Genomic DNA, 23,323 nt, shown 5'->3' with positions numbered 1-23,323 from the left:
GAGGAAATACCATGAAAAAAATAGCGAGTCTTTTAGCGGGAGCAGCTCTGCTGGCGTCGGGCGCCGTACATGCGCAGTCGGGAGAGTGTGAGGCGACCATCGAAAGTAACGATGCCATGCAGTACAATAAAAAAGAAATGACGGTACCGTCATCTTGTGAAGAATTCACTGTAAAGCTTGTACATACCGGAAAAATGGAAAAATCTGTTATGGGTCATAACTGGGTACTGACAGAATCCAGCGAAGCACAGGCTACTGCTACAGACGGCATGGCGGCAGGTATTGATAATGGCTATCTGAAACCAGACGATGAGCGCATTATCGCTGCTACAGACTTAATTGGTGGTGGTGAAGAAAGCTCAGTGACCTTCTCGGTAAGTGATTTGAAAAAATCAGGCGATTACACATTCTTTTGTTCGTTCCCCGGGCATATCAGTCTGATGAAAGGCACACTTAAGGTTGAATAAGTGACTTTCTGAGAACTCAGAAGTATTCAATAACATAAAAGGGCAGCATACGTTTTCTGCCCTTTTTGCTGTCTGGTACACCGATATTTACCGCCCCCGATATTTATGATGATGTGAATCTGTGGCAAGCTAGCGCCCTGACAACATCAAGCCAGTTCCCGCGCAAGCAGGGGGACGCTGTAAACCACATGTAGTAAAAGGATAATGCTTTGAACAAAACCTCGGTACTTTTTGTATGCCTGGGCAATATCTGCCGTTCACCAACTGCAGAGGCAGTATTTCGTAAGAAAGCCAGCGAGGCAGGCATATCCGTTGAAATCGATTCTGCGGGCACCCACGGGTACCACATCGGTAATCCCCCGGATAAACGCTCGCAGGCTGCTGGCGTAGCAAAAGGTTACGATTTTTCAGGTATTGCCTGCCGAAAGGTTGAAGCCGCAGATTTTGAAAAATTTGACTATATTCTGGCAATGGATAAAAGCAATTTTGAAAACCTGAAAAAAGTCAGTGAGCCGCTGCACCATGCCAAAGTGAGCCTTTTTCTGGACTTTGCAAACAGCAAATACGACGAAGTTCCTGATCCTTACTATGGTGGCAAGAAGGGCTTTGAACTGGTTCTTGAACTGATCGAAGAGGCCAGCGACGGGTTAATAAAGGACATAAAGAAAAAGCACTGATGCAGCATTCCAGAGGCGTTCTGACTGCGCTGTTTATATTGTGCCTGCTAACCAGCGCAGCAATACTGGGACAGGATCTGTTTGTCTCTGATCTGTCAGCAGGTATGGTATGGCACATTATCGTTCAGTTACAGCTGCCTCTGGTTTTTACTGCAATTCTGGTGGGGGCCGGGTTATCCGTCAGTGCGGCTACGCTGCAGGTCACATTACATAATCCTCTGGCAGACCCTGGCATTATAGGCATTTCAAGTGGTGCCAGTCTGATGGCGGCACTGGTTCTGCTGACTCTGCACCTCGATTTTGTTAACTATTTTTATCTCCTCCCTCTGGCATGTTTTGTCGGCGCCTTATTGTCCACCGGGCTGATTTATATGGTCGCCCGAAGACTGCGTGCATCGGCCACCGCTGTTATTTTAGCGGGGATCGCCATATCGACGATAGCCGGGGCAATTATGGCCTGGCTGTACATCCTTGCTGACGCCCAAGCACTGAGAAATCTTACTTTCTGGCTTATGGGCAGTCTTTATCAGACCGACTGGTGGATACTGGCCGTCGCTGGGCCATTGATTACAGCTGGGCTTTTTTATCAACTGTCTCAGGCTGGCGCCCTGAACTGGCTTTATGGTGGCTCAGCACTGGCGGCTGCAGCTGGCGCAAATCCCAGCCGATTGGTTCGTAACAATTTGATAGTGTGTGCACTATGCGTTGGCGCAGCGGTATCAGTAGCCGGCTCCATCGCATTTGTGGGATTGCTGGTGCCACATTTTCTGCGCATGATCATTGGCTTTGATAACCGCCGTCTGCTACCTGCCTGTGCGCTCTGTGGTGCCCTGGTGTTATTGTTAGTGGCGCTGTTCAGTGAGCTGGTCAGCTGGATGACGCTTCCCGTTTCAATGGTAACAGCGACAATTGGCGGTCCTTTGTTGTTAATTGCGCTATATAAAGGGCAGTGGAGGATGTCATGATTTCGCTGGCAAACATTTGCTTTGACAAGCGGCTTGTTAATATCACTGCGGATATTGCCAAAGGAAACTGCTGTCATATTCTGGGCGAAAATGGTGCTGGCAAATCAACATTATTACAGGTGATTGCCGGTCTCTCAGACCCCGAGAAGGGAGACTGCAGAATAAACGGGCAGTCGGTCACATCTATACCAGCGCCTCAGCTTGCCGGGTTTCGTGGCTATCATGAGCAAAATCATTCCGTAGTATTCGATATTCCTGCCTACAGCTATATACAATTTTACGCTGGACAAAAATCACCTGATAACGAGCTTATCGCGGCGTTGGACATTGCCGCACTATTGGGGCGGCCGGTCAGCCAGTTGTCCGGCGGTGAAAAGCAGCGGGTGAATCTGGTCAGGTGCATGGCCCAGGTCTGGGATGCCATTGAACAAGGCGAGGCATTGCTGTGTCTCGATGAACCTTTACAGGGGCTTGATGTGCGCCATCAGCAATCTTTGCTGTTGTTTTTGCATAAGCTCTGTCAGGCCGGCAATACTGTTATTATGACCTGTCACGATATCAATATCAGTGCCCGGTTTGCAGATTCGACAATGCTTTTGAAGCAGGGGCGATGTCTTTGTAGCGGCCCTGTGCAACAAACATTCTCAGTTGAGCAACTGGAAGCATGCTTTGGTATCAAATTCGTCATATCAAATAACCAAAATGCTTTACAAATACATCCGCAATGGCCTTCTGCCTCAAAGATTATGTGATAAGCTGACCCAACCGGGTCGGTCTGTTTCTAACGGCTATACTATGACTAGCAGTTGAATGCCGATCCGGCTGAATCGAACTTATAACGCATTAGTTGAGGAGCCCGCGTGGATAATTGGCAACCCGATAGCTGGAGATCAAAACCGATCCTGCAGCAACCAGAATATGAAGATAGCGCCCAGGTCGCCAGCGTTGAAGAAACGTTAAGTAAGTATCCGCCGCTGGTGTTTGCCGCAGAAACCCGTGAGTTGCGTCGTCAGCTTGGCGAGGTGAGCATGGGGAAAGGGTTTTTGCTGCAGGGCGGCGACTGTGCTGAATCTTTTGATGAGTTTAACGCGCCCAAAATCCGCGACACGTTTAAAGTCATCCTGCAAATGGCGATTGTTTTAACCTTTGCTGGTCGTTGCCCGGTGACTAAAGTGGCGCGCATGGCTGGCCAGTACGCTAAGCCGCGCTCTTCTAATGAAGAAACGATAAACGGCATTACCTTGCCCAGCTACCGTGGCGATATCATCAATAACTTTGAATTCACTGAAGCAGCGCGACGTCCTGATCCGGCACGATTGCTGGAAGCCTATCATCGCAGTGCTGCCACCCTGAATTTGCTACGTGCCTTTGCCCAGGGTGGACTTGCCGATTTGCATGAGGTGAATCGCTGGAACATGGCCTTTGTCGAGAATAACCCCCTTAAAGAGCGTTATCAGGATATTGCCCGCCGTATCCAGGATACACTGCAATTTATGGATACTATTGGTATTAATGCGACCAATACGCCGGCACTGCACGAAACCTCGCTGTTTACGTCACACGAAGCTCTGTTACTGAATTATGAGCAGGCGCTTACCCGGGTTGATACCTTAACCGGTAAGCCGTACGACTGTTCTGCACATATGGTATGGATTGGCGAGCGTACCCGACAACTGGACCACGCCCATGTTGAGTTTTTCAGAGGGATCCATAACCCTATCGGTGTGAAAGTGGGCCCTGGAATGGATGAGGACGAGTTGATTCGTTTAACGGATAAACTCAATCCTGAGAACGATCCTGGCCGGCTTACGTTTATTACGCGAATGGGCGAGGGCAATCTTGAGAAAAATCTGCCACGTTTATTGCGCCGGGTAAAACAGGAAGGCCGTAATGTAGTGTGGAGTTCAGATCCCATGCACGGTAATACCATCAAAGCGAGCAACGGCTATAAGACCCGTAACTTTGATGCAATACTGGGAGAAATCCGTCAGTTCTTTGCTGCGCACGCCGCAGAGGGCACCCATGCTGGTGGTATTCATTTGGAGATGACTGGCCAGCATGTTACTGAGTGTACTGGCGGTGCATATCAGATTAGCGATGATGATTTGGCGCAGGCATATAAAACACAATGTGACCCGCGGCTGAATGCAGACCAGGTGCTTGAAATGGCATTCCTGGTTGCTGACCATCTACGTAGCTGACCACGGCGCACATTATGCCATTTCGCTGGCGATATATGTCGTCAGCGCTTCCTCTCTCTCAGCCTCTGTTAATACGCCGGTAAAAATTGTTTTTCGCCGCAATGCTTTTGTCCGCGAATCATTTGCCAGCAATAGTCGTCTGAAGATATCAGGGTCATCCCGGGCCTCAAGAATACCCTGCCAAAGTAAATAGCTGCCATAACTTATCATTTTCTCTTCATACCGCTGATTCAGGTTAACCTGGATTGCAGTAAAATAGTCCGGCTGCGATAAGCATTTATCAGCCATCACCTGATGAAGATGATGGATTTGCCTGTCGATAATAACCTGTTTTTGTCGTTTGGGGCGGGTAAACATAATGCACACCAGTTACTTATCTTTACATGTATAAGTGTACAGTTGTAATGCGGCGCATTGCAAGCATTCAGGGACAGAGCCGGTCAGTCGGCGTCCAGTAGCGGCGCCACAACCCGCTCAAGGCCATTGAGCTTAATTTCATACATCAATGCCAGTTGTTCGCCTAGCTTTCCGGCTGGGAAGCCTTGCTGATAAAACCAGACCAGATATGGCTCGGGTAGATGAAACAAACGCCTGCCAGCGTATTTGCCAAAGGGCATGACCTGATTAATCGCATCACGAATAAGCTCAGGATTCATGGTGTTGACTCCTGCTGAGCCATCCACAGTCTGTGATAACGGCCCTGACGCTGCAATAACGCATTGTGCGTACCCTGTTCGACAATTAACCCGTCATGTAGTACCAGTATTTTATCGGCATCAGTAATTGTGGATAGCCGGTGGGCGATAACCAGGCTGGTATGGGCACGGGATGCTTCTTTCAGTGCCTGGAGTATTGCACTTTCACTCTGACTATCCAGCGAAGATGTGGCTTCATCGAAAATCATTACTGCAGGCTGTTTTAATAATGCCCGGGCGATAGCAACACGTTGTTTTTCACCGCCGGATAGTTTCAGGCCACGCTCACCAACCTGAGTCATTGTGCCCTCGGGCAAACTACTGACAAAGTCTGATAAGTGAGCCAGACGGATGACATCGTCCACTTCAGCGTCACTGGCACCGGGCTTTCCGTACCGGATATTTTCCAACAGTGAGTCGTTAAATAACACTGTATCCTGAGGTACGATCCCCAGGGTATCGCGCAGGCTGGTCTGGGTTACCGATGAAATAGACTGCCCGTCTATACTAATTTGACCGCTGTCAGGTTCGTACAGCCGAAATAGTAACTTTGCCAGTGTCGATTTGCCGGCGCCACTGCTGCCAACTACCGCGACCTTCTGACCGGGAGCAATGTCAAAGCTGATGCCCTTTAAAATAGGACGTTCAGGCTCATAGCTAAAACATACGTTGGTAAACGTCACATAGCCGCGCGAGATTCGTAACGCTCCGGCATCCTGCTTATCGGTTACCGCAGGACTGATTTCAAGCAAGTTGAACAGGTTATGGATATTTGCCATTGCACCACGAATTTCCCGATAGACAAAACCCAGAAAATTGAGCGGAATGAAAAGCTGCATGGTAAACGCGTTGATTAATACAAAGTCACCGAGGGTCATCTCACCATTGAGTACCCCCAGGGTAGCGTTGATCATCATGGCAGTTACAGCCAGTGCAATAACCAGTGCCTGCCCGCCGTTGAGTGCAAACAGCGATAAGCGGTTGCGTCGGCGACTTCGCTCCCAGGCAGCCAGAGATGTGTCGTACTGCCTGGCTTCATAGCCGGCATTATTAAAATATTTTACGGTTTCGAAATTGAGTAAACTGTCGATGGCGCGGGTATTGGACTGTGAATCAGCCTGATTCATTTCATGCACATAACGGGTTCGCCAATTGGTCGCTTTCACGGAAAAGCCAACGTACAGCACTACCGCGATAACGATAATACCTGCGAATGAGGCGCCATACTGAGTCAATAACAGGGTTACAACAATGATGATTTCCAGGCAGGTGGGCAGAATGTTGAAGACCAGAAACCGAAGCAAAAAACTGATACCGCTGGTGCCCCGTTCGATATCCCGGGACAGCCCGCCGGTTTGTCTGCTCAGATGAAAACCAACGTCCAGGTCGTGTAAATGGCGAAATACTTTCAGGCCGAGTCGTCGCATCGCCCGCTCTGTAACACGCCCAAACAGGGTGTCGCGTATTTCGCCCAGAAGCGTGTTGAGAAAACGCAGAGTACCGTAAGCAACCACTAGTGCCACGGGAACAGCCACAGCAACTGTGCTTAAGTCATCGGTATCGAGGCTGTCGACCGTATACTTCAGTGCATAAGGAAGTCCGATACTGGCTAATTTGGCCAGGATAAGGCAAACCAGGGCGAGCGCCACTCGCGCGCGAAACTCCAGCAGATAGGGAACAAGCTGTTTAACCGTCTGCCAGCGCACTGGTGTATCGGCAGGTACATCGAATCGCGAACGTCGCATGTCAATCCGTTATCGGCAAAATGAACCGGCACATGCTAACGTACATGTGCCTGCCGCGCTACTTGTCACATTGTGCTTGCAAGTTTTTCCTCACCAATCAGTGACAGTACAGCTTGTCTGAAGGAGGGGTACAGCAGCCGGTTGCCATGCGCAGATAAATGGTCACCGTCGAAATAACGGGTTTTTTCCCCATCATATACCGGGCAGCGGGTTTGATTGCACAATGCCGGAAGCGGATCCCAGACCGCTAAACTGGGTACGGATGCACGCAGCGTTTGCAGGTTTTCCATCACTGGCTTGCGCATCTGTTCCATCTGTTCCCGATCCTGCCAGGGGCCTCCCTCGCAGGTAGGATTTGTATGATTAAACCAGTCGCTACAGCGAAAGGGAATATAGGAAAACACCGGTTTAGGGGCATCGGTAAGAATGTTGCTCGTCACCTGATTCATACGCTGTACGATTTGTATACTTTCATCTTTAGCAAGGTCGCGCTTTTTCAACGCGCTCTCGCTGCGAATTTGAGATTGGAGCTCGTCTTTTGTGCGTGGATACATGCGATACTGGTTGGTTAAACGGTATGCTTTTAGCGTAGCGAAAAACACAATATCGTTCGGACCCGCGTTTTTCTCTATATCTGAAAGCCAGGTTTCCAGTTTTTGCGCACACCGGCTTTGTGCAGTCATCACCGGCTCTCGCATGTTAACCGCGCCGCAGCCACCCTGGCTGTGTATCTGTGTATTTATTCCGGTCTCATCGGCCAGCATTCGTAACATTGTTGCATAGGCGCCAGCGTGGGAGTCGCCAATAACATAAATGGTTCTGTCGGCCAGAGCGTTACCTTTTGTCACATCAGAAGGATGTGAATAATAGGGGTACCACACATACCGGTTGCTGGTCACACTCTGGCTCAGACGTTTTTGATGATCAAATGCATAAGTGGCACCGGCAAAGCTGACAAAAATAACGGCCAGGCCAGCACCCACCGTTCTGGCTGGTCGCATAGCTGCGATTCGCGGAGCGTGACTCAGGCGCTGCTCGATGATGTGATAAGAGAACATCGCCATGACGAAGGTAATGGCCACCGCCAGTAGCCACTCCAATGGCGTCTGGAGTCCCACGGACCAGCGGAAGAATGTATATACCGGCCAGTGCCATAAATACAACGAATACGATATTTTGCCGATATAACGAATAACAGGCAGAGAGAAAACCCGACCCAGGGCGCCGGGTTGTGTGGTACAAACAAAATAATGGATAACGATTACCGTTCCTGCCACTGGCAGCAGTGCCCACGGAAAGGGAAATGCACTTTTGCTGGCGAAGATGAATCCAAGCAAAATACAGGTAAGTCCGATAACAGCAGCTGTAAGACTATTCCCGCCTTCACGGAAACGCTTACTGGCATGCCACTGGCACAGCATGGCGCCGGCAGCCAGTTCCCAGAAGCGGCTGGTTAACAGGTAATACGCTGAATTTGTGTCTGTCTGACTATAATTTACCGATAAGGCAAATGAGATAATGGCCAGCCCGGCAAGTGCCAGGCGGGTTTTACCCTTGAGGTAAAAATAGAACAGCACCGGAAAAATAACGTAAAACTGTTCCTCAACCCCCAGGCTCCAGGTATGCACAAACGGGTTAAACTCAACCGACGGGGAAAAATACGTATCACTGTTTGAGGCCAGCGCAATATTGCTCCATCCGAGAAACGCCGCAAGACCCGTATCGGATATAGATTTACTCAGCCAAGCCTGAGGAATAAAAAGTACAACAATAGCAGACGTTACAATCAAACAAAAAAGTAAGGCCGGGAAAATCCGTACAACCCGGCGTCTGTAGAAAGCGACAATATAACTGTAAAATTGGCTGTGGGAATGGTTGACCAGGGAGCGGGCGACGACATAACCTGAAATCACGAAAAAGATATCTACGCCGGTAAAGCCACCGGGTAATAATGATGCATCCAGATGAAACAGCATTACGGATAAAACTGCCAGCGCCCGCAGGCCGTCTATGGTAGGAATGTATCTGCTCTTCATATATTAGTATGCTTTTTCTGATGAACGACTGGCTGAAAGATTGATAAAAACCCCGGCCCCTGGTGATTTAGTATCCGGGAGTAAAGCAGAATCAATGCCAGCGAAGCAGGTGCGCTAAAGTCAGAGCACTTTTGTCGGCTCAATAAAACAGTAATCTTCTGTTCTCATCCCGCGTACAAGGTAGAAACAGGAAAATCATCGCTGGGTTTTCTTTTGCCGCATGGTGAATCTGTGGCACAGTAGTTTAATGAATGAATATGGGGTATTACTTTGTTAGAAGATAGTTACGGTCGGCGTTTTCATTACCTCAGATTATCGATAACCGAAGCCTGTAACTTTCGTTGTCAGTACTGTCTGCCAGACGGCTACGACGGTCCGCCGAACAGTGCGTTTTTGCAGCTTAGTGAAATCCAGACACTGATTACCGCATTCGCTCAAATGGGCACTTCAAAGGTGCGTATTACAGGTGGTGAGCCCAGTTTACGTCGCGACTTCAGCGATGTGATTTACCACGCAGCTAATACACCCGGGATTCGCCGTGTTGCTACAACCACTCACGGGGCCCGTCTTTATAAGGATGCTATCCGCTGGGCTGACGCCGGACTTGATCAGGTCAATGTCAGCATTGACAGCCTGGATCCCAATCAGTTTGCTTCGATTACCGGCCAGGATAAGCTTCAGCAGATTCTTAAAGGTATTGATACCGCTGTAGGCGCGGGCATTAAGGTGAAAATCAATACAGTATTGCTGCAGGACTTTAATGCCAACCGACTCACTCGTTTCCTGAACTGGCTTAAAGATACGCCGGTTACCCTGCGCTTTATCGAGCTGATGGAAACCGGAGACCATCATGACTTCTTTTCCCGCCAGCATGTGTCTGGCGAGCCCATTCGCCAGCGCTTGATTAATGAAGGCTGGCAGCCGTTGTTACGGGCAAAAGATGCCGGACCTGCTCAGGAGTTTTTTCATCCCGACTATGCCGGCCAGATTGGACTTATCATGCCGTATAGTAAGGACTTTTGTAAAAGTTGTAATCGACTTCGAGTCGCTGCTAATGGTAAGTTACATTTGTGCCTGTTCAGCGAACAGGGCCTGGAGCTTCGTCCTTATTTATCGCAGGGGGACGTTGAAGGGGTGAAACAGTTCATTACCGAATCACTGGCGGACAAAAAAGTCTCACATTTTTTGCAGGAAGGGCATACCGGCGCGACAAAACATCTGGCTATGCTCGGAGGGTAATTACCTGCGCTAGAATAACAACCTGTTGATGCAGAGGTGTAGCATGGAATTTGCTGATACCGAAAGGCTGAAGTTTTCTTATATCACCGCCGATGAAGCTGACTTTTTATGGGAGCTTGATCAGGACGAAGAAGTAATGAAGCACCTGAATGGCGGTGTTAAAACTACCCGTGAAGAAATTGAAACGGTATTTTTACCCCGTCTAGCCGCCTACGCTAATCCGGCGCTGGGGTGGGGGCTTTGGAAAGTGATTTTAAAAGATTCAGATGAGCCGATAGGCTGGATCCTTGTTCGCCCTTATGGTTTTTTTACCTCTCACCCTGAAGTTGACAATATTGAGCTTGGTTGGCGATTTAAGCGTGCTTTTTGGGGCAAAGGCTATGCCACGGAAGCCGCTCAGGGCATTCGCGATGGCCTGGCTAGTACCGGAATAAGCAAATTCTCCGCCGTTACCTTACCTGAAAACGAAAACTCTATCGCTATTATGAAAAAACTGGGTATGACCTACAGCCATAGCCAATTCTATGAAGATAGCGTATTTAGCGAAGATGTTGTGGTTTATTCGCAGTGCGTTTAAACAATGACAGATTCACTGGCTAAGCGTTGCAGACATCGCAACCTGTAAACGCTGATAACGCGTCTGCTGTTCTTCACTGAGTGGGCTGTTCTCAATTGCAGTCTGGCACTCAGCAATCCATTTTTTAAGCATCACCCATGACACCGTGGCAGCATTAGCATTATGTGAGAGCTGGTGCAAAGTAGCCTGAAGCAGGTTCAGCGCGATGGCAGGGTTCTTTGGCATCAGTCTGAAGGCTTGCTGAAGTATCGAAAGCGCTTCTGAAAACTGCTGCTCCCTGAAGGCAGCTACGGCCTGATTATTCAAAGCGCGGGGTGGAAATTCAATTTGTTCTTTGTCGTGCTTCTGTTGCGCAATATAAGCGTTAACAACATCATTACTTTTATCGCCATTTTTTCGCTTTTCTAAGAACGTCAGTATTTTAAGTGCGTGTTGCCGTAAACCAATCTCGTGCAGTGCTTTTGCTTTATCAATTAAAGATTCATCGGATTGTGCCGGCCAGCACGATACCTCAAGATTATTCAAAAGCTCCCGCGCGTTACTGACCTCATCCTGTAAGTAATACAGCCGCGCGCGGATAACAATGAGATCTTCGTTGTCCACATCTGTTGCGAATTGCTCTTCTACCTGTCTCGTTAGATGCCGGCTTCGTTCAATCAGTGCTTTAGTCTGCGTAGCGTCGGTCGTCATCGCCAAATCGATACAGGCGCGGGCACATAGCAGATAATACTGAGGATCTTGCTGATCGTTGCGCTGACTGCACTCAAGCAGGTTTTGGGCTGCGTTCACTGTGCCCTCAAAATCTTTGGATAACCGGGAAATATAGACAGCGTTGCGATGACGGGAGACATTGTTAGGGGAAAGCTCACAGGCCAGCGTAGTCGCTTCAAACGCGCTGTCGTAGTCTTTCAAACGCAGTTGCAATAGTGTCAGAAGATCATATGCAAGTATCGCAGTAGAAGGGTGTAGTGTCAGCGATAAAATTTGCTTCTCAGCATCCGGGAACGCTTCCATTTCAATCAAACAACCAATTAACCCCGTACGCGCCCAGGTGAAGCTTTGCAGCGAAAGTATCGACTCGTAAAATGTTTTGGCTCTCTCGAGATTACCACTTCTGGCAAGGAGCTCGCCTTTCAGTTTTAAAGCCAGCGGATAAATATCCTGAGGCAATTTTTCAGCAAGCAAACTTTCAATATCTTTCAAAGCCTGGGTATAGAGGCCTGATGCTACGGACTGGTAGACGGGTTGTAACGTCTGCTTTCGGTGTAGCAATCGGCTGAGACGCTCAACGCCTTCATTATGTGCAAACGGGTGTATTAAAAAGTCATCGGGCTGGATATCCAGAATGGCGTTAACTATTTCTGCGTCTGCTTTATCAGAAATCATCAAAAGCGCCACAGTTGGCGGGATAAGATTTTCCTCTTTAAGTCTCAGGCAGGTATTAAAAATTGGATTTGAAGCACCTGACTGGCAAATGCAAATAATCAGGGTGTATGCATTGGAGCTTAGAAACTCATTGGCCGCCCGCTGATTTAAAGCGATATCAGCAGCAGGAAGGTGTAAGTCAGACAATAGCGCGTTAAGCATCCGCACATGACGCTGGGTTTGAGTGATAATCAATACACGCTGACTGGCCATTCTATCCATAGGAGTTGCCGCTACTTTTTGTTATTACCACTATATCGGCATTGTCAGGTAAAGCATTATCTTTTCATGCGAAATAGCGACAAAGTCCATAGTCTTGTGCATATCGGATATTTAATAATTACTGGTTTAACGAACCGATACCGGGTGTTTTAGGTAAGGGGGAATGGTTACTGCGACTTGAGACGACGTGTTGAACCAGTAGGCCCTACCGGTCTATCGGTAATTTTAAACAAGGTAATGAAATAAAAACGAGCTATTTTCGAAAGAAGAGTGGTGGACGTTACTGGACTTGAACCAGTGACCCTCGCCTTGTAAGGGCGATGCTCTCCCAACTGAGCTAAACGTCCGAATTTTTGATTGTTTGCACTTTAATGAGTAATGATCCTGGCCAACCCTCAAAAAGAGTGGTGGACGTTACTGGACTTGAACCAGTGACCCTCGCCTTGTAAGGGCGATGCTCTCCCAACTGAGCTAAACGTCCATAATCAATTGAAGTCAGTTCTTTGTAAGCATTTTCAAAGAGTGGTGGACGCTACTGGACTTGAACCAGTGACCCTCGCCTTGTAAGGGCGATGCTCTCCCAACTGAGCTAAGCGTCCTCTAACTTCTTACTTGCCGTGCTGGGCAAGTGGGGCGGTATTATAGGGGCGCCATTTAAACTGTCAACAATAAAATTCTTATCGTTGAACTGATTGCATGAAAAGTCATCAACTTAGCGAAATCAGTACCAACCTCCTGGTGACAAGCAAACGATATAAGGCATAAAAGGAGTATTTTGACTTTTTGATAACGCTGGTAGAATGCGCGCATATTTTTGACTTTACTATAGAGAGTTACTATGTCGGTCGTAACCAGATTTGCGCCAAGCCCCACCGGATATCTTCATGTGGGTGGAGCCCGGACAGCACTTTATTCATGGCTTTATGCAAAAAGTCAGGGGGGAGAATTTGTTCTGCGTATCGAAGATACGGATATAGAACGTTCTACTGAACAGGCAAAGCAGGCAATCTTGGATGGTATGCAATGGCTTGGGTTGTCCTGGGATAAAGGTCCCTATCTGCAGACTGAGCGCTTTGATCGTTACAAAGAGCTGGTGCAAAAACTGTTGAATGAAGGGAAGGCCTATAAGTGCTTTATGAGCGCTGAAGAGCTGGACAAAATTCGTGAAGAACAAAAAGCTCGCGGTGAAAAGCCCCGCTATCCAGGCACGTGGAGAGAGCGTACTGACCACCCTGAAGGTGAATCTTTCGTGGTTCGTTTCAAAAACCCTCAGGAAGGTAAAGTGGTCATTAATGATCATATTCGCGGAAAAATAGAGATCAGTAATACAGAATTAGATGATCTTATCATTCAACGTAGCGATGGTACGCCTACCTATAACTTCTGTGTTGTTGTAGATGATTGGGATATGGGGATTACTCACGTAGTGCGTGGTGAAGACCATATCAATAATACGCCGCGTCAGATCAATATTCTGGAAGCACTGGGGGCACCGGTCCCTGAGTATGCTCATGTGTCTATGATTCTGGGAGACGATGGCAAAAAGCTTTCTAAACGCCATGGTGCTGTCAGTGTAATGCAATATCGTGATGATGGCTTTCTGCCTCAGGCTGTGATCAACTATCTGGTTCGCCTTGGCTGGGCGCATGGCGATCAGGAGATATTCACGCTGGATGAGATGATTGAGCACTTCAGTTTGGATGCTATTGGTCAGTCAGCTTCAGCATTTAATACTGAAAAACTGATTTGGCTAAATCAGCATTATATGAAGTCGCTGCCTGCCAGCGAAGTTGCTTCACATGCTAAATGGCATTTTAATGAACAGGGCATTGCTCTGGCGAAAGGACCCGCTCTTGAAGCTGTTATTGCTATTCAGGCGGACCGCGTAAAAACGTTGAAGGAAATGGCACAGATAAGCCGTTACTTTTACGAAGACTTCTCAGAGTTTGACGAAAAGGCTGCAAAAAAACATCTTCGTCCAGTGGCAAAAGAGCCATTAGAGACGGTCAAAGATAAATTAATGGCGGTTGAAGACTGGAACCCTGAAACTATCCAACAAGCCATTAACGATACTGCAGAGATGCTTGAAATCGGAATGGGGAAAGTTGGTATGCCGCTGCGCGTAGCGACTACCGGTAGCGGTAATTCTCCTTCTCTGGATGTAACTTTGAATTTGATTTCTAAGGAAAAAGTTGGCCAGAGAATAGACAAAGCGCTTACTTTTATAGCAAACAGAGAGAATTCATAAAAAATCTCTAAAAAGCCGTTGACAGGGCAGTGGGGTATGCCTAAAATGCGCCCCGCTGTCACGGAACAGCATCGTTTTTACGATGTGTTGGCAGATTGGGGCCATAGCTCAGCTGGGAGAGCGCTTGCATGGCATGCAAGAGGTCGGCGGTTCGATCCCGCCTGGCTCCACCAAGATTTCTACTCATGGTTTTACTATGGGTCAGGTTAAAGGCTAAAAGCCCTTAGCCACATTTTCTGAAAGGATAGGGCACCTGGTTCGCAGGATTATCTTACCTTACTGAAAATATCGAAAGCTTTGCTTTTGAAACCGTCTTAGGTTTAAGGTCGTTCATTCACTAAAGTGAATTCGCCTTACTGAATATCCCGAAAGCGTTGCTTTCGAAAGAAGATTTTCAGTCCCCTTCGTCTAGAGGCCTAGGACACCGCCCTTTCACGGCGGTAACAGGGGTTCGAATCCCCTAGGGGACGCCATATTATCGCGCCACAGTCGATTAAAACTGTGGTTCAGATGGAGGGTTCAAAACTTTCACGCTGAAATTTCTGAAAAGAAAAGGTCGCTCAGTCCGCTGGCTAACCTCACTTTACAGGAAATCTCGAAAGCGTTGCTTTCGAAGACCGTCTTAGGTTTAAGGTCGCTCATTCACTAAAGTGAATTCGCCTTACAAAATTTTAGTGTTGCAGTGCAACACTGGCAAAAATTTTGTCCCCTTCGTCTAGAGGCCTAGGACACCGCCCTTTCACGGCGGTAACAGGGGTTCGAATCCCCTAGGGGACGCCATATTATCGTGCCACGGTCGATTAAAACTGTGGATCAGGTGGAGGTTGCAAAACTTTCATGCTGAATTTTCTGGAAAGAAAAGGTCGCTCAGTTGTCTGGCTCACCTCACTTTACAGAAGATATCGAAAGCGTTGCTTTCGAAAACCGTCTTAGGTTTAAGGTCGCTCATTCACTAAAGTGAATCCGCCTTACAAAATTTTAGTGTTGCAGTGCAACACTGACAAAAATTTTGTCCCCTTCGTCTAGAGGCCTAGGACACCGCCCTTTCACGGCGGTAACAGGGGTTCGAATCCCCTAGGGGACGCCATATTATCGCGCCACAGTCGATTAAAATTGTGGAGCAGGTGGAGGTTGCGAAACTTTCACGTTGAAATTTCTGGAAAGAAAGGTCGCTCAGTTCACTGGCTCACCTCACTTTACAGAAGATATCGAAAGCATTGCTTTCCAAGACCGTCTTAGGTTTAAGGTCGCTCATTCACTAAAGTGAATTCGCCTTACAAAATTTTAGTGTTGCAGTGCAACATTGACAAAAATTTTGTCCCCTTCGTCTAGAGGCCTAGGACACCGCCCTTTCACGGCGGTAACAGGGGTTCGAATCCCCTAGGGGACGCCACAAATAAAGACCAGCTTTTGCTGGTCTTTTTTTTACCCGCCAGGAAGAGCACTCCTTTTCGATCCGTAGTTCTCAACGCCATCTGCGCAGTGAAAATCAGCAAAGTTCGACTGTCGCGTAGGGAACGCGGCAGAACGTGCTTTAGCACGGCCCGAAGGGTCAGGTGCAGGAACCACCTGATAATCCCCTAGGGGACGCCATAAACAGAAACCAGCCTCCGGGCTGGTTTTTTTTGTGTATCTCTGGGGATGATGGCTCTTTTTTTCACCCGTTGTTCTCAACGCCTTTTGTGCAGTGGAAATCAGCAAGGTTCGACTGTCGTGTAGGGAGCGCGACGGCCCGAAGGGGCAGGCGCAGGAAGCACCTGATAATCTCCTAGGGTATGCCATATAAAAAACCAGCCTTCGGGCTGGTTTTTTTGTGCTTCTCTAGGGATGATGACCTTTGTTATCCACTTCTTAGACTCAACTTACTCTTTTAAATACTAGTACGAAGGTGCTAACCGTCGAGGAGGGAACACGCCAGAAAATTCGTCAGCACGTCTGGATGCTCAAGTGCAGGAAGTATTTATAGTGCCCAACTGACGCGAAATAAAAAAGTAACTTTATATTAAAAATTAGTAACCAATGTTACTTTGCTTTGTAAGCCCCGTGCTATCACGGATCCGTAAAATTACCTAGCACTAAAGTTCAATAGTTTTCGGGATGAAAACGGTTACACTCGCATCTGTGAGCAGTATTGAGCAGGTTCGATGAACTTAAATTTGGATTTATCTGAGCAAACCACCGGCAGCGGTTTAATGGATGGGTTATCTGTTTTTTGTTATCAACAAAAGCTGGATATTAAAGAAGTAATAAAGCTGGAAAAAAACAATTCGGTATTAGCACGATTAAGTGACGACTCTTTGATAGAGTGCACTATTACTTCTCCGGGTATCATTAATGTTGTTAAAACAACGTCGCACCGGCAGCTAAACTACCGGCTTACTAAAGATTGCCTGACCTGGACATCAGCGCTGATCGACGCCCGTCCAGTCAATTCAAGATAACCGTCAGGGGCGAGTTAGCGCTCGCCCAAATAGTCGTCTATTGTTTCTTGCCATTCAGGCTTATTGATTATTCTCAACAGAGATGTATTGAAATCTTCACGGCGCTGACTTCCTTCAGGTAAGCCAATGGAATAATCCTGTCTGTCAATAACATCGGGTAATACTGTGACTTCTTCACTAAAGCCCTGGTTTATCCGGTACGACAGAATAGGTTTGTCATATACCATTGCGTCGGCATTTCCTTTTTGCAGCGCCGCTAAGCCGTCATTGACGCTGGCAACAGTTTTAAAAGAAATGTCGCGGTTCTCTAAGAACGCAGCGCTGGCTGAATTTTCAAGTGTCAGTACTTTAACCCCGGGCAGGTCATCAACACCCTGAACCTTGGTTTGCAGTTGGCTTACAGTCAGGCTCGTAGCGATAGCGGCAGTAAAGCTACTTATGATGATTATTGCGGCGAACATCCAGATAAAGCCTACAATACGCCCGCCCAGTGTTACCGGTGACTTATCGCCGTAGCCAACGGTTGTCATGGTAACCGCTGCCCACCAGAAGCCTGCACCAATACCTTTAGCCGTTCCACCGCCAAACTGCTCCTTATTACCTTTACGCTCTGCCAGCCATACGATCAGACCTACACCAAGTAACAATAAACACAGTCCGCCCAGGGCAGCGAAAAATTTCCAGGAAAAGAAGCCGGAAACCGCCGCCATCAATCGGCTTTCATCCTTAGGCACGGCGATGGCCAACCCTGTAGTATAATAGGGGTGGGTGAAATCTATTCTGGACTCTCTGTCTGCATTAACGGTAAGCGCGGCAATCGAAGCATCGTATTTACCTGACTCAAGACCGTCTATCATGTCTGACAGCTCAGCTTCAGCATATTTAAACTGTAAGTTGCGGGCTTTGGCTATCTCTTCAAACAAAGCAATACTGATACCCTCGAATTCTCCCTGATCATTTTTGATGACAAATGGTGGGGCTTCTTTCGTTGCTACAACCATCTCGCCCTGCTGGGCCAGTAGCGAACCGGAAACGGTGCAGCTTCCAATTACAAACATCAGGCAAAGTAAAAGTTTACGCATCAATTTTTCCTTTTTGTGCGGTCAGCGTTATCCAATAGTTATCTTTTCGCATCGGTTAGCAATAAAGATCGCTTGCGTAATGGCATGTTGCCAAAAGTTAATATGCAAAATGTGTAACGGGGCAACCTATCACAACGCTCTTTCGTAAGCATCTGCATCGTGCAGACACTGTACCTGGAATGTCTGTGTTAACATGTTCACTTTTAATGTAAGGCGGAAAATAATCTATGCAGGAATATCCCATCGGGACACCGGGTCAGCCCTGGTCAGATGAAGAAAAAGCGCAATGGAAAGAACAGCAGTCTATTCAGCGCAGCTATCGCGAAGAGGTTCTGGAAAAGTTACCGGATAGCCTGGACGGTTTTTCTATTGTTCAATACGGAGCGCTTCCTTATGATGAAGAAAAATACCCCCTTTATGCTCTGGTCAGCGAACCTGTATCTCAGACCAAACCAACCATCTTGGTAACAGGTGGCGTACACGGGTACGAAACCAGTGGTGTACAGGGCGCATTGCGATTTATCAATAATGACGTAATGCGATATACCTCACGATTCAATTTTGTCATTGTCCCATGTATAAGCCCGTGGGGTTACGAGACAATTAATCGCTGGAACCCGATGGCGATGGATCCGAATCGCTCATTTTACAAAGACAGTCCGGCCCCTGAATCAGCACAGATAATAAATTTTCTGGATTCTCTGGATGTATCATTCCTGATGCACATTGACCTTCACGAGACCACCGATACAGATAACAGCGAATTCCGGCCTGCGTTGGCAGCACGCGACGGTATCACCAACACCAACTGGAACATACCTGACGGTTTTTATACCGTTGCCAATACTCAGTCGCCTCAGCTGGACTTCCAAAAGGCGGTTATAGAATCTGTTCGCAAAGTGACTCACATTGCCCCTGCCGATGACGAAGGGCGGTTAATTGGTGAACCTGTACAGTCAGAAGGTGTAATTTGCTATGACAAAAAGAAACTACACCTATGCGGCGGGATGACCGATGCTACCTTCGTTACAACCACTGAAGTTTACCCCGACTCTGAGCAGGCTACGCCTGAGCAGTGTAATCAGGCACAGGTTGCAGCTATTACTGGCGCGCTTGACTACCTGATGGCGGCAAATTTATAAAATGCGTCCAGACGTTTGAAAGTATAGACGTCTAAATGTATATTTAAGGCTTCTTATTCTAGAGGCCTTATCTGTGTTCCAATTTACCGCGCTTATTTTCGCAGACAACAAACAGCAACTCATATCCAAAACGGCGCCCAGCCGCGATGACTTCGAGTCGTTACTAACGCAGCAATTCGGTGTATATGTTTGTTTGTGGCACGCATATAGTGAACCCTCTGACACGCATTGATGTGGCGCGTGGCCTTATTGCTTTGAGTCAGTCCGCGCCTTTGATAAACTGCGCGCCCCGCTGCAATAGTGATAGTGACAGATATGAAAGTAGTACTTGCTCCGATGGAGGGCGTTGTTGATCATCTGATGCGAGAGATGCTGACACAAGTTGGCGGTTTCGATCTGTGTGTCACAGAGTTTGTTCGGATTGTGGATCAGAAATTACCCACAAAAACCTTCTTGCGATTGTGTCCGGAACTCGAAAACGGTGGCAAGACTGTATCTGGCGTTCCTGTCCGGGTTCAGCTACTGGGTCAGCATCCACAATGGCTGGCTGAAAATGCGCTTACTGCTATAGAATTAGGCTCGCCGGGAATTGATTTAAATTTTGGTTGTCCGGCTAAAACGGTCAATAAAAGCCGTGGTGGCGCGGTGCTGCTAAAAGAAACCCAGGCGCTGTATGACATTGTTAAGGCAGTTCGCGATGCGGTTCCTTCCGAATTTCCGGTAACGGCAAAAATTCGTCTGGGTTTTGATGATAAATCTAAAGCGATTGACAATGCCCAGGCTATCGAGGCTGCCGGTGCAAACGAACTGACCGTTCATGCGCGGACCAAAACCGAAGGGTATAAACCGCCTGCTTACTGGGACTGGATTGCAAAAATTAAAAGCAATACGACTATTCCGGTCATCGCCAATGGCGAAATCTGGAGCGCAGAAGAGGCCTATCAGTGTCAGCAACAATCAGACTGCGAAAATATTATGATAGGGCGGGGCGCACTTGCGATGCCTAATCTTGCAAACTGTATTAAATACAATGCATCTCCTATGTCCTGGGAAGCATTGACCAGCTTGCTTATCCAGTATTCAGGTTATGAAATTTACGGTGATAAAGGGCGGTATTACCCAAATCGAATCAAGCAATGGTGCGGTTATCTAAAGCGCCAGTATCCACAGGCCGAGCAGTTGTTCAATGATATCCGGCGTTTACAAAATGCTGATGACATTGTGGCAGTACTGCGTCGTCAGTCTTCGCATTAGTCCGGCATTTAGTCTCAAAAATTTGGTTTTCCGTCGAACCTGAAGTAGCGTAAGCGTAGTATAAAGGTGTGATTTATTAATCACTTCCTAATCGACTTATAACAACATCGACAGGCAAACAATACCTGTTAATACAACAAGATGGAAACACCATGGTTCATACTCGCACTAGCGTAACTGCAGCGCTGGCGTTTTTGGTTCCTGCGCTGTTAAGCGGTTGTCAGTCCACCCAGAATTCGGGCAAAGACAGCGAACAGGCGACTCAAAAGGTCAGCATAGATACAAATCCCTACCCAAGTACTTATACCCCGGTAAAAGGCCAGCCGACTGTCATTACCAATGTTACGGTAATTGATGGCGTAGGTAATAAAATTGATAACGGCATGGTGTATTTCGCTGAAGGTAAAATACAGGCTGTTGGCGAAGACATCACTTATCCCAATGATGCTCGTGTTATTGACGGTAAAGGCAAGTGGGTCACCCCCGGCATCATCGATAATCACAGTCACCTTGGGGTTTATCCGTCGCCGGCTATTGGCTCGTTGTCTGATGGTAATGAGATGACCAAACCGGTAACGCCGGGTGTCTGGGCTGAGCATTCTGTATGGCCGCAGGATGCTGGTTTTGCGCGTGCTTTAGCCGGAGGTGTCACCACACTACAAATCCTGCCGGGCTCTGCAAATCTCTTCGGCGGACGTTCCGTGGTGTTAAAGAACGTGCCCAGCCGCACTATGCAGGATATGAAGTTTCCGGAAGCTCCCTATGGTATGAAAATGGCCTGTGGCGAAAACCCCAAGCGCGTATACGGTAAAAAAGGTGGCCCGATGACGCGAATGGGTAATGTGAGAGGTTATCGTCAGGCCTGGTCCGATGCCCAGGACTATATGCGTAAGTGGGAAAAATACGAATCTGAAATGGAATCAGGTAAGAAGGCCACGCCCCCAAAACGTGACCTTGACCTGGAAACCATGGCCGGTGTGTTAAATGGCGACATTCTGGTTCACATGCATTGTTATCGTGCCGATGAGATGGTCACGATGATGGATATGATGCAGGAATTTGATTATCAAATCAGCTCATTCCACCATGCTGTAGAGGCTTATAAAATCGCCGACAAGCTTGAGCAGAACAATGTTTGCGCCTCAATGTGGGCTGACTGGTGGGGCTTTAAGATGGAGGCCTATGATGGTATTCGTGAGAATATTCCCATGGTAGATAAAGCCGGCGCCTGTGCAATCGTTCATTCTGATAGCGATATTGGCATTCAGCGCCTGAACCAGGAAGCCGCAAAAGCGTGGTCAGATGGTAAACGTGCCGGCATCGATATCTCTATGGCAGATGCCTGGGTCTGGCTAACAGCTAACCCGGCAAAATCACTGGGAATTTTTGATAAGACCGGGTCACTCGAGTCGGGCAAAAATGCAGACCTTGTACTGTGGACGGGGAATCCGTTTTCTACTTATACAAAGGCTGAAAAGGTCTACATCGATGGCGGACAGGTTTTTGATTTGAACGATCCGCGCATGCAACCACAAAGTGACTTTGAAGTGGGTCAGGCAGCTCAGGGAGAAAACCAGTGAGAAAATTACTAATTGCAGCAGCCATTGCCAGTGCAGGTATGGCTAACAGTGCGCTGGCTCAGAATATTGCGATCACCGGCGCTAAGATATATACCCAGACAGAACAGGGAATAGTAGAAAACGGCACGTTACTGATTCGCGATGGCGCCATTGAAAGCATCAGTACCGATAGTAATGTGCCAGACGGTTACCGTGAATATGATGCAAGCGGGAAAGTCGTTACACCGGGACTGGTAGGCGCCATGACCTCGCTGGGATTGGTTGAGGTAGAATCCTGGGCTGGTGTGGTAGATGCATCAGTGGGCGATGCCAGCGTATCACATAGCGGGGCAGCGTTTGATGTGAGCTACGCAATTAATCCCGACTCCACAGTGTTGGATGTATCACGCATAGAGGGCGTGACCTCAGCAGCGACGACTATTTCCTATACCGACTATCTTTTTCAGGGCCAGGGCAGCGTTATTTCCCTGGGTGAAGACGCAGCAATCATCAAACCACGTGCCTTCACCGTCTTAGATGTAGGTGGAAATGGTGCAGAACATTCTGGTGGTTCACGGGCTGCACTATGGGTGACACTGGAAAAGCTATTTGATGAAGCCGGTGGGCTTTCTGAAGTACCCGGTTTAGACACCGTGTGGGAAGGGCTGAATACGCGGGCAGATATTGAAGCGCTGCAGCGTATTCTAAGCGGCGATATGCCGTTGGTGATGGAAGCCGAGCGAAAGTCAGACATTCTTCAGATCCTGGCATTTAAAAAGCGTCATCCGGAAGTAAAGATTATCCTGATGGATGCCGCAGAGGCATGGCGTGTGGCCGACCAGCTGGCCGAAGCCGGCATACCGGTAATCATGAACCCTGAAATGAACCTGCCGGATAGTTTTGAAGCCATTGGTGCAAGCATTGAAAATGCCGCGCGACTGGCAAAAGCGGGCGTTAAGGTTGCTGTTGGAATGGAAACGCATAACATCCGTCTGGCAACACAGCATGCGGGTAACGCGGTGGCCAATGGTTTATCTCATGAAGAAGGCATAGCCAGCCTGACGAGCAATCCGGCAAGTATTTTAGGTGTATCTGACCGGGTTGGGTCACTGGCTGCCGGGAAGCAGGCAGATGTTGTGATATGGAGTGGCGATCCGTTGGAAGTCACTGAATATGCTGAACAGGTCTTTATTAAGGGTGAGCCTATCGATATGGATACCCGCCAGACTGAGCTTCGCGACAGATATCAGAACTTCTACGGGCAGAACGGCAAAACGTCACAATACGTGCAGCCATAAAAGTCTGTAGCCAGAAAAAAGCCGGCATGTAGCCGGCTTTTTTGTATATG

At 48.0% G+C, this 23,323-nt stretch carries 19 protein-coding genes and 8 tRNA genes; 18 read left to right on the top strand and 9 right to left on the bottom strand.

The window, feature by feature from the left end:
* Positions 1-11: 11 nt before the first annotated feature.
* From azu to FBQ74_RS11330, 5 genes are all read left to right on the top strand, one after another.
* The gene (gene azu, locus FBQ74_RS11350) at positions 12-467 is read left to right on the top strand and encodes an azurin (RefSeq protein WP_139756775.1); all 456 of its coding nucleotides are present in this window, start codon (positions 12-14) and stop codon (positions 465-467) included.
* A 209-nt stretch (positions 468-676) separates the two neighbouring features.
* Positions 677-1,144, top strand: a complete 468-nt coding sequence (locus tag FBQ74_RS11345) for a low molecular weight protein-tyrosine-phosphatase (protein ID WP_139756774.1) — start codon at positions 677-679, stop codon at positions 1,142-1,144.
* Entirely contained in the window at positions 1,144-2,109 is a 966-nt protein-coding gene (locus FBQ74_RS11340; RefSeq protein ID WP_139756773.1) for a FecCD family ABC transporter permease, read from the top strand. Before FBQ74_RS11345 ends, FBQ74_RS11340 begins: the two co-directional genes overlap by 1 nt.
* Complete coding sequence (locus tag FBQ74_RS11335) at positions 2,106-2,861, top strand: ATP-binding cassette domain-containing protein (protein WP_139756772.1); 756 nt, start codon at positions 2,106-2,108, stop codon at positions 2,859-2,861. The genes FBQ74_RS11340 and FBQ74_RS11335 overlap by 4 nt, the downstream gene beginning before the upstream one ends.
* A 108-nt stretch (positions 2,862-2,969) precedes the next feature.
* Positions 2,970-4,310 (top strand): class II 3-deoxy-7-phosphoheptulonate synthase, encoded by a 1,341-nt coding sequence (locus FBQ74_RS11330; protein WP_139756771.1) that lies wholly within the window; start codon positions 2,970-2,972, stop codon positions 4,308-4,310.
* Positions 4,311-4,322: 12 nt separating this feature from the next.
* Here the strand turns inward: FBQ74_RS11330 and FBQ74_RS11325 are convergent, their stop codons facing one another.
* The 4 genes from FBQ74_RS11325 to FBQ74_RS11310 all read right to left on the bottom strand — a co-directional run bounded on the left by FBQ74_RS11325 (position 4,323) and on the right by FBQ74_RS11310 (position 8,786).
* Entirely contained in the window at positions 4,323-4,667 is a 345-nt protein-coding gene (locus tag FBQ74_RS11325; RefSeq protein ID WP_139756770.1) for a hypothetical protein, read from the bottom strand.
* An 83-nt stretch (positions 4,668-4,750) separates the two neighbouring features.
* Complete coding sequence (locus FBQ74_RS11320) at positions 4,751-4,966, bottom strand: DUF3820 family protein (protein ID WP_139756769.1); 216 nt, start codon at positions 4,964-4,966, stop codon at positions 4,751-4,753.
* Positions 4,963-6,750: an ABCB family ABC transporter ATP-binding protein/permease gene (locus FBQ74_RS11315; protein WP_139756768.1), complete on the bottom strand. Its 1,788-nt coding sequence runs from the start codon at positions 6,748-6,750 to the stop codon at positions 4,963-4,965. Before FBQ74_RS11315 ends, FBQ74_RS11320 begins: the two co-directional genes overlap by 4 nt.
* A gap of 65 nt (positions 6,751-6,815) precedes the next feature.
* Positions 6,816-8,786: an acyltransferase family protein gene (locus FBQ74_RS11310; RefSeq protein ID WP_139756767.1), complete on the bottom strand. Its 1,971-nt coding sequence runs from the start codon at positions 8,784-8,786 to the stop codon at positions 6,816-6,818.
* A 270-nt stretch (positions 8,787-9,056) separates the two neighbouring features.
* Here FBQ74_RS11310 and moaA point away from each other — a divergent pair, with 270 nt between their 5' ends.
* Both moaA and FBQ74_RS11300 read left to right on the top strand, forming a co-directional pair.
* The gene (gene moaA, locus FBQ74_RS11305; RefSeq protein ID WP_139756766.1) at positions 9,057-10,025 is read left to right on the top strand and encodes a GTP 3',8-cyclase MoaA; all 969 of its coding nucleotides are present in this window, start codon (positions 9,057-9,059) and stop codon (positions 10,023-10,025) included.
* 43 nt (positions 10,026-10,068) lie between these two features.
* Positions 10,069-10,602: a GNAT family N-acetyltransferase gene (locus FBQ74_RS11300; RefSeq protein ID WP_139756765.1), complete on the top strand. Its 534-nt coding sequence runs from the start codon at positions 10,069-10,071 to the stop codon at positions 10,600-10,602.
* Between the two features lie 12 nt (positions 10,603-10,614).
* Here FBQ74_RS11300 and FBQ74_RS11295 read toward each other — a convergent pair whose 3' ends face one another.
* From FBQ74_RS11295 to FBQ74_RS11280, 4 genes are all read right to left on the bottom strand, one after another.
* Positions 10,615-12,249, bottom strand: coding sequence for a response regulator (locus tag FBQ74_RS11295; protein WP_139756764.1), 1,635 nt, complete (start codon positions 12,247-12,249; stop codon positions 10,615-10,617).
* A 271-nt stretch (positions 12,250-12,520) separates the two neighbouring features.
* Positions 12,521-12,596, bottom strand: a tRNA-Val gene (locus FBQ74_RS11290).
* A 58-nt stretch (positions 12,597-12,654) separates the two neighbouring features.
* Positions 12,655-12,730, bottom strand: a tRNA-Val gene (locus tag FBQ74_RS11285).
* A 42-nt stretch (positions 12,731-12,772) separates the two neighbouring features.
* Positions 12,773-12,848 (bottom strand) — tRNA-Val (locus tag FBQ74_RS11280).
* Between the two features lie 239 nt (positions 12,849-13,087).
* On the opposite strand from FBQ74_RS11280, the gene gltX reads away from it, so the two are divergent.
* The 7 genes from gltX (at position 13,088) to FBQ74_RS11245 (ending at position 16,938) form a co-directional block, all read left to right on the top strand.
* On the top strand, positions 13,088-14,497 hold the full coding sequence (gltX, locus tag FBQ74_RS11275; RefSeq protein ID WP_139756763.1) for a glutamate--tRNA ligase: 1,410 nt from the start codon (positions 13,088-13,090) through the stop codon (positions 14,495-14,497).
* A gap of 97 nt (positions 14,498-14,594) precedes the next feature.
* A tRNA-Ala gene (locus FBQ74_RS11270) sits at positions 14,595-14,670 on the top strand.
* Positions 14,671-14,894: 224 nt separating this feature from the next.
* Positions 14,895-14,970, top strand: a tRNA-Glu gene (locus tag FBQ74_RS11265).
* Positions 14,971-15,201: 231 nt separating this feature from the next.
* Positions 15,202-15,277 (top strand) — tRNA-Glu (locus tag FBQ74_RS11260).
* A gap of 231 nt (positions 15,278-15,508) precedes the next feature.
* Positions 15,509-15,584, top strand: a tRNA-Glu gene (locus FBQ74_RS11255).
* A gap of 230 nt (positions 15,585-15,814) precedes the next feature.
* Positions 15,815-15,890, top strand: a tRNA-Glu gene (locus FBQ74_RS11250).
* 751 nt (positions 15,891-16,641) lie between these two features.
* A complete protein-coding gene (locus FBQ74_RS11245) occupies positions 16,642-16,938 on the top strand; it encodes a hypothetical protein (RefSeq protein ID WP_139756762.1) in 297 nt (98 codons plus the stop codon).
* 14 nt (positions 16,939-16,952) lie between these two features.
* On the opposite strand, the gene FBQ74_RS11240 is transcribed toward FBQ74_RS11245, so the two are convergent.
* Positions 16,953-18,020 (bottom strand): transporter substrate-binding domain-containing protein, encoded by a 1,068-nt coding sequence (locus FBQ74_RS11240; protein ID WP_139756761.1) that lies wholly within the window; start codon positions 18,018-18,020, stop codon positions 16,953-16,955.
* Between the two features lie 227 nt (positions 18,021-18,247).
* On the opposite strand from FBQ74_RS11240, the gene FBQ74_RS11235 reads away from it, so the two are divergent.
* The 4 genes from FBQ74_RS11235 (at position 18,248) to FBQ74_RS11220 (ending at position 23,273) form a co-directional block, all read left to right on the top strand.
* Entirely contained in the window at positions 18,248-19,162 is a 915-nt protein-coding gene (locus FBQ74_RS11235; protein WP_139756760.1) for a M14 family metallopeptidase, read from the top strand.
* A gap of 315 nt (positions 19,163-19,477) precedes the next feature.
* Positions 19,478-20,416, top strand: coding sequence for a tRNA dihydrouridine(16) synthase DusC (gene dusC / locus FBQ74_RS11230; RefSeq protein WP_139756759.1), 939 nt, complete (start codon positions 19,478-19,480; stop codon positions 20,414-20,416).
* 152 nt (positions 20,417-20,568) lie between these two features.
* Entirely contained in the window at positions 20,569-21,996 is a 1,428-nt protein-coding gene (locus FBQ74_RS11225) for an amidohydrolase (RefSeq protein WP_139756758.1), read from the top strand.
* Positions 21,993-23,273 carry an amidohydrolase family protein gene (locus FBQ74_RS11220; protein WP_232371909.1) on the top strand — a complete coding sequence of 427 codons (1,281 nt, stop codon included), beginning with the start codon at positions 21,993-21,995 and terminating at the stop codon, positions 23,271-23,273. The genes FBQ74_RS11225 and FBQ74_RS11220 overlap by 4 nt, the downstream gene beginning before the upstream one ends.
* Positions 23,274-23,323 lie beyond the last annotated feature (50 nt).

Source organism: Salinimonas iocasae (genome assembly GCF_006228385.1).
GTDB classification, from domain to species: domain Bacteria; phylum Pseudomonadota; class Gammaproteobacteria; order Enterobacterales; family Alteromonadaceae; genus Alteromonas; species Alteromonas iocasae.
Note: the sequence above shows the minus strand (reverse complement) of the source record. Positions and strands in the feature narration are given on the sequence as shown.

Coding starts and splice junctions, on each gene's coding strand:
- azu (WP_139756775.1), top strand. CDS start 12: ATGAAAAAAATAGCGAGTCTTTTAGCGGGAGCAGCTCTGCTGGCGTCG.
- FBQ74_RS11340 (WP_139756773.1), top strand. CDS start 1,144: ATGCAGCATTCCAGAGGCGTTCTGACTGCGCTGTTTATATTGTGCCTG.
- FBQ74_RS11335 (WP_139756772.1), top strand. CDS start 2,106: ATGATTTCGCTGGCAAACATTTGCTTTGACAAGCGGCTTGTTAATATC.
- FBQ74_RS11325 (WP_139756770.1), bottom strand. CDS start 4,667: ATGTTTACCCGCCCCAAACGACAAAAACAGGTTATTATCGACAGGCAA.
- FBQ74_RS11320 (WP_139756769.1), bottom strand. CDS start 4,966: ATGAATCCTGAGCTTATTCGTGATGCGATTAATCAGGTCATGCCCTTT.
- FBQ74_RS11315 (WP_139756768.1), bottom strand. CDS start 6,750: ATGCGACGTTCGCGATTCGATGTACCTGCCGATACACCAGTGCGCTGG.
- FBQ74_RS11310 (WP_139756767.1), bottom strand. CDS start 8,786: ATGAAGAGCAGATACATTCCTACCATAGACGGCCTGCGGGCGCTGGCA.
- FBQ74_RS11300 (WP_139756765.1), top strand. CDS start 10,069: ATGGAATTTGCTGATACCGAAAGGCTGAAGTTTTCTTATATCACCGCC.
- FBQ74_RS11295 (WP_139756764.1), bottom strand. CDS start 12,249: ATGGATAGAATGGCCAGTCAGCGTGTATTGATTATCACTCAAACCCAG.
- gltX (WP_139756763.1), top strand. CDS start 13,088: ATGTCGGTCGTAACCAGATTTGCGCCAAGCCCCACCGGATATCTTCAT.
- FBQ74_RS11245 (WP_139756762.1), top strand. CDS start 16,642: ATGAACTTAAATTTGGATTTATCTGAGCAAACCACCGGCAGCGGTTTA.
- FBQ74_RS11240 (WP_139756761.1), bottom strand. CDS start 18,020: ATGCGTAAACTTTTACTTTGCCTGATGTTTGTAATTGGAAGCTGCACC.
- FBQ74_RS11235 (WP_139756760.1), top strand. CDS start 18,248: ATGCAGGAATATCCCATCGGGACACCGGGTCAGCCCTGGTCAGATGAA.
- dusC (WP_139756759.1), top strand. CDS start 19,478: ATGAAAGTAGTACTTGCTCCGATGGAGGGCGTTGTTGATCATCTGATG.
- FBQ74_RS11225 (WP_139756758.1), top strand. CDS start 20,569: ATGGTTCATACTCGCACTAGCGTAACTGCAGCGCTGGCGTTTTTGGTT.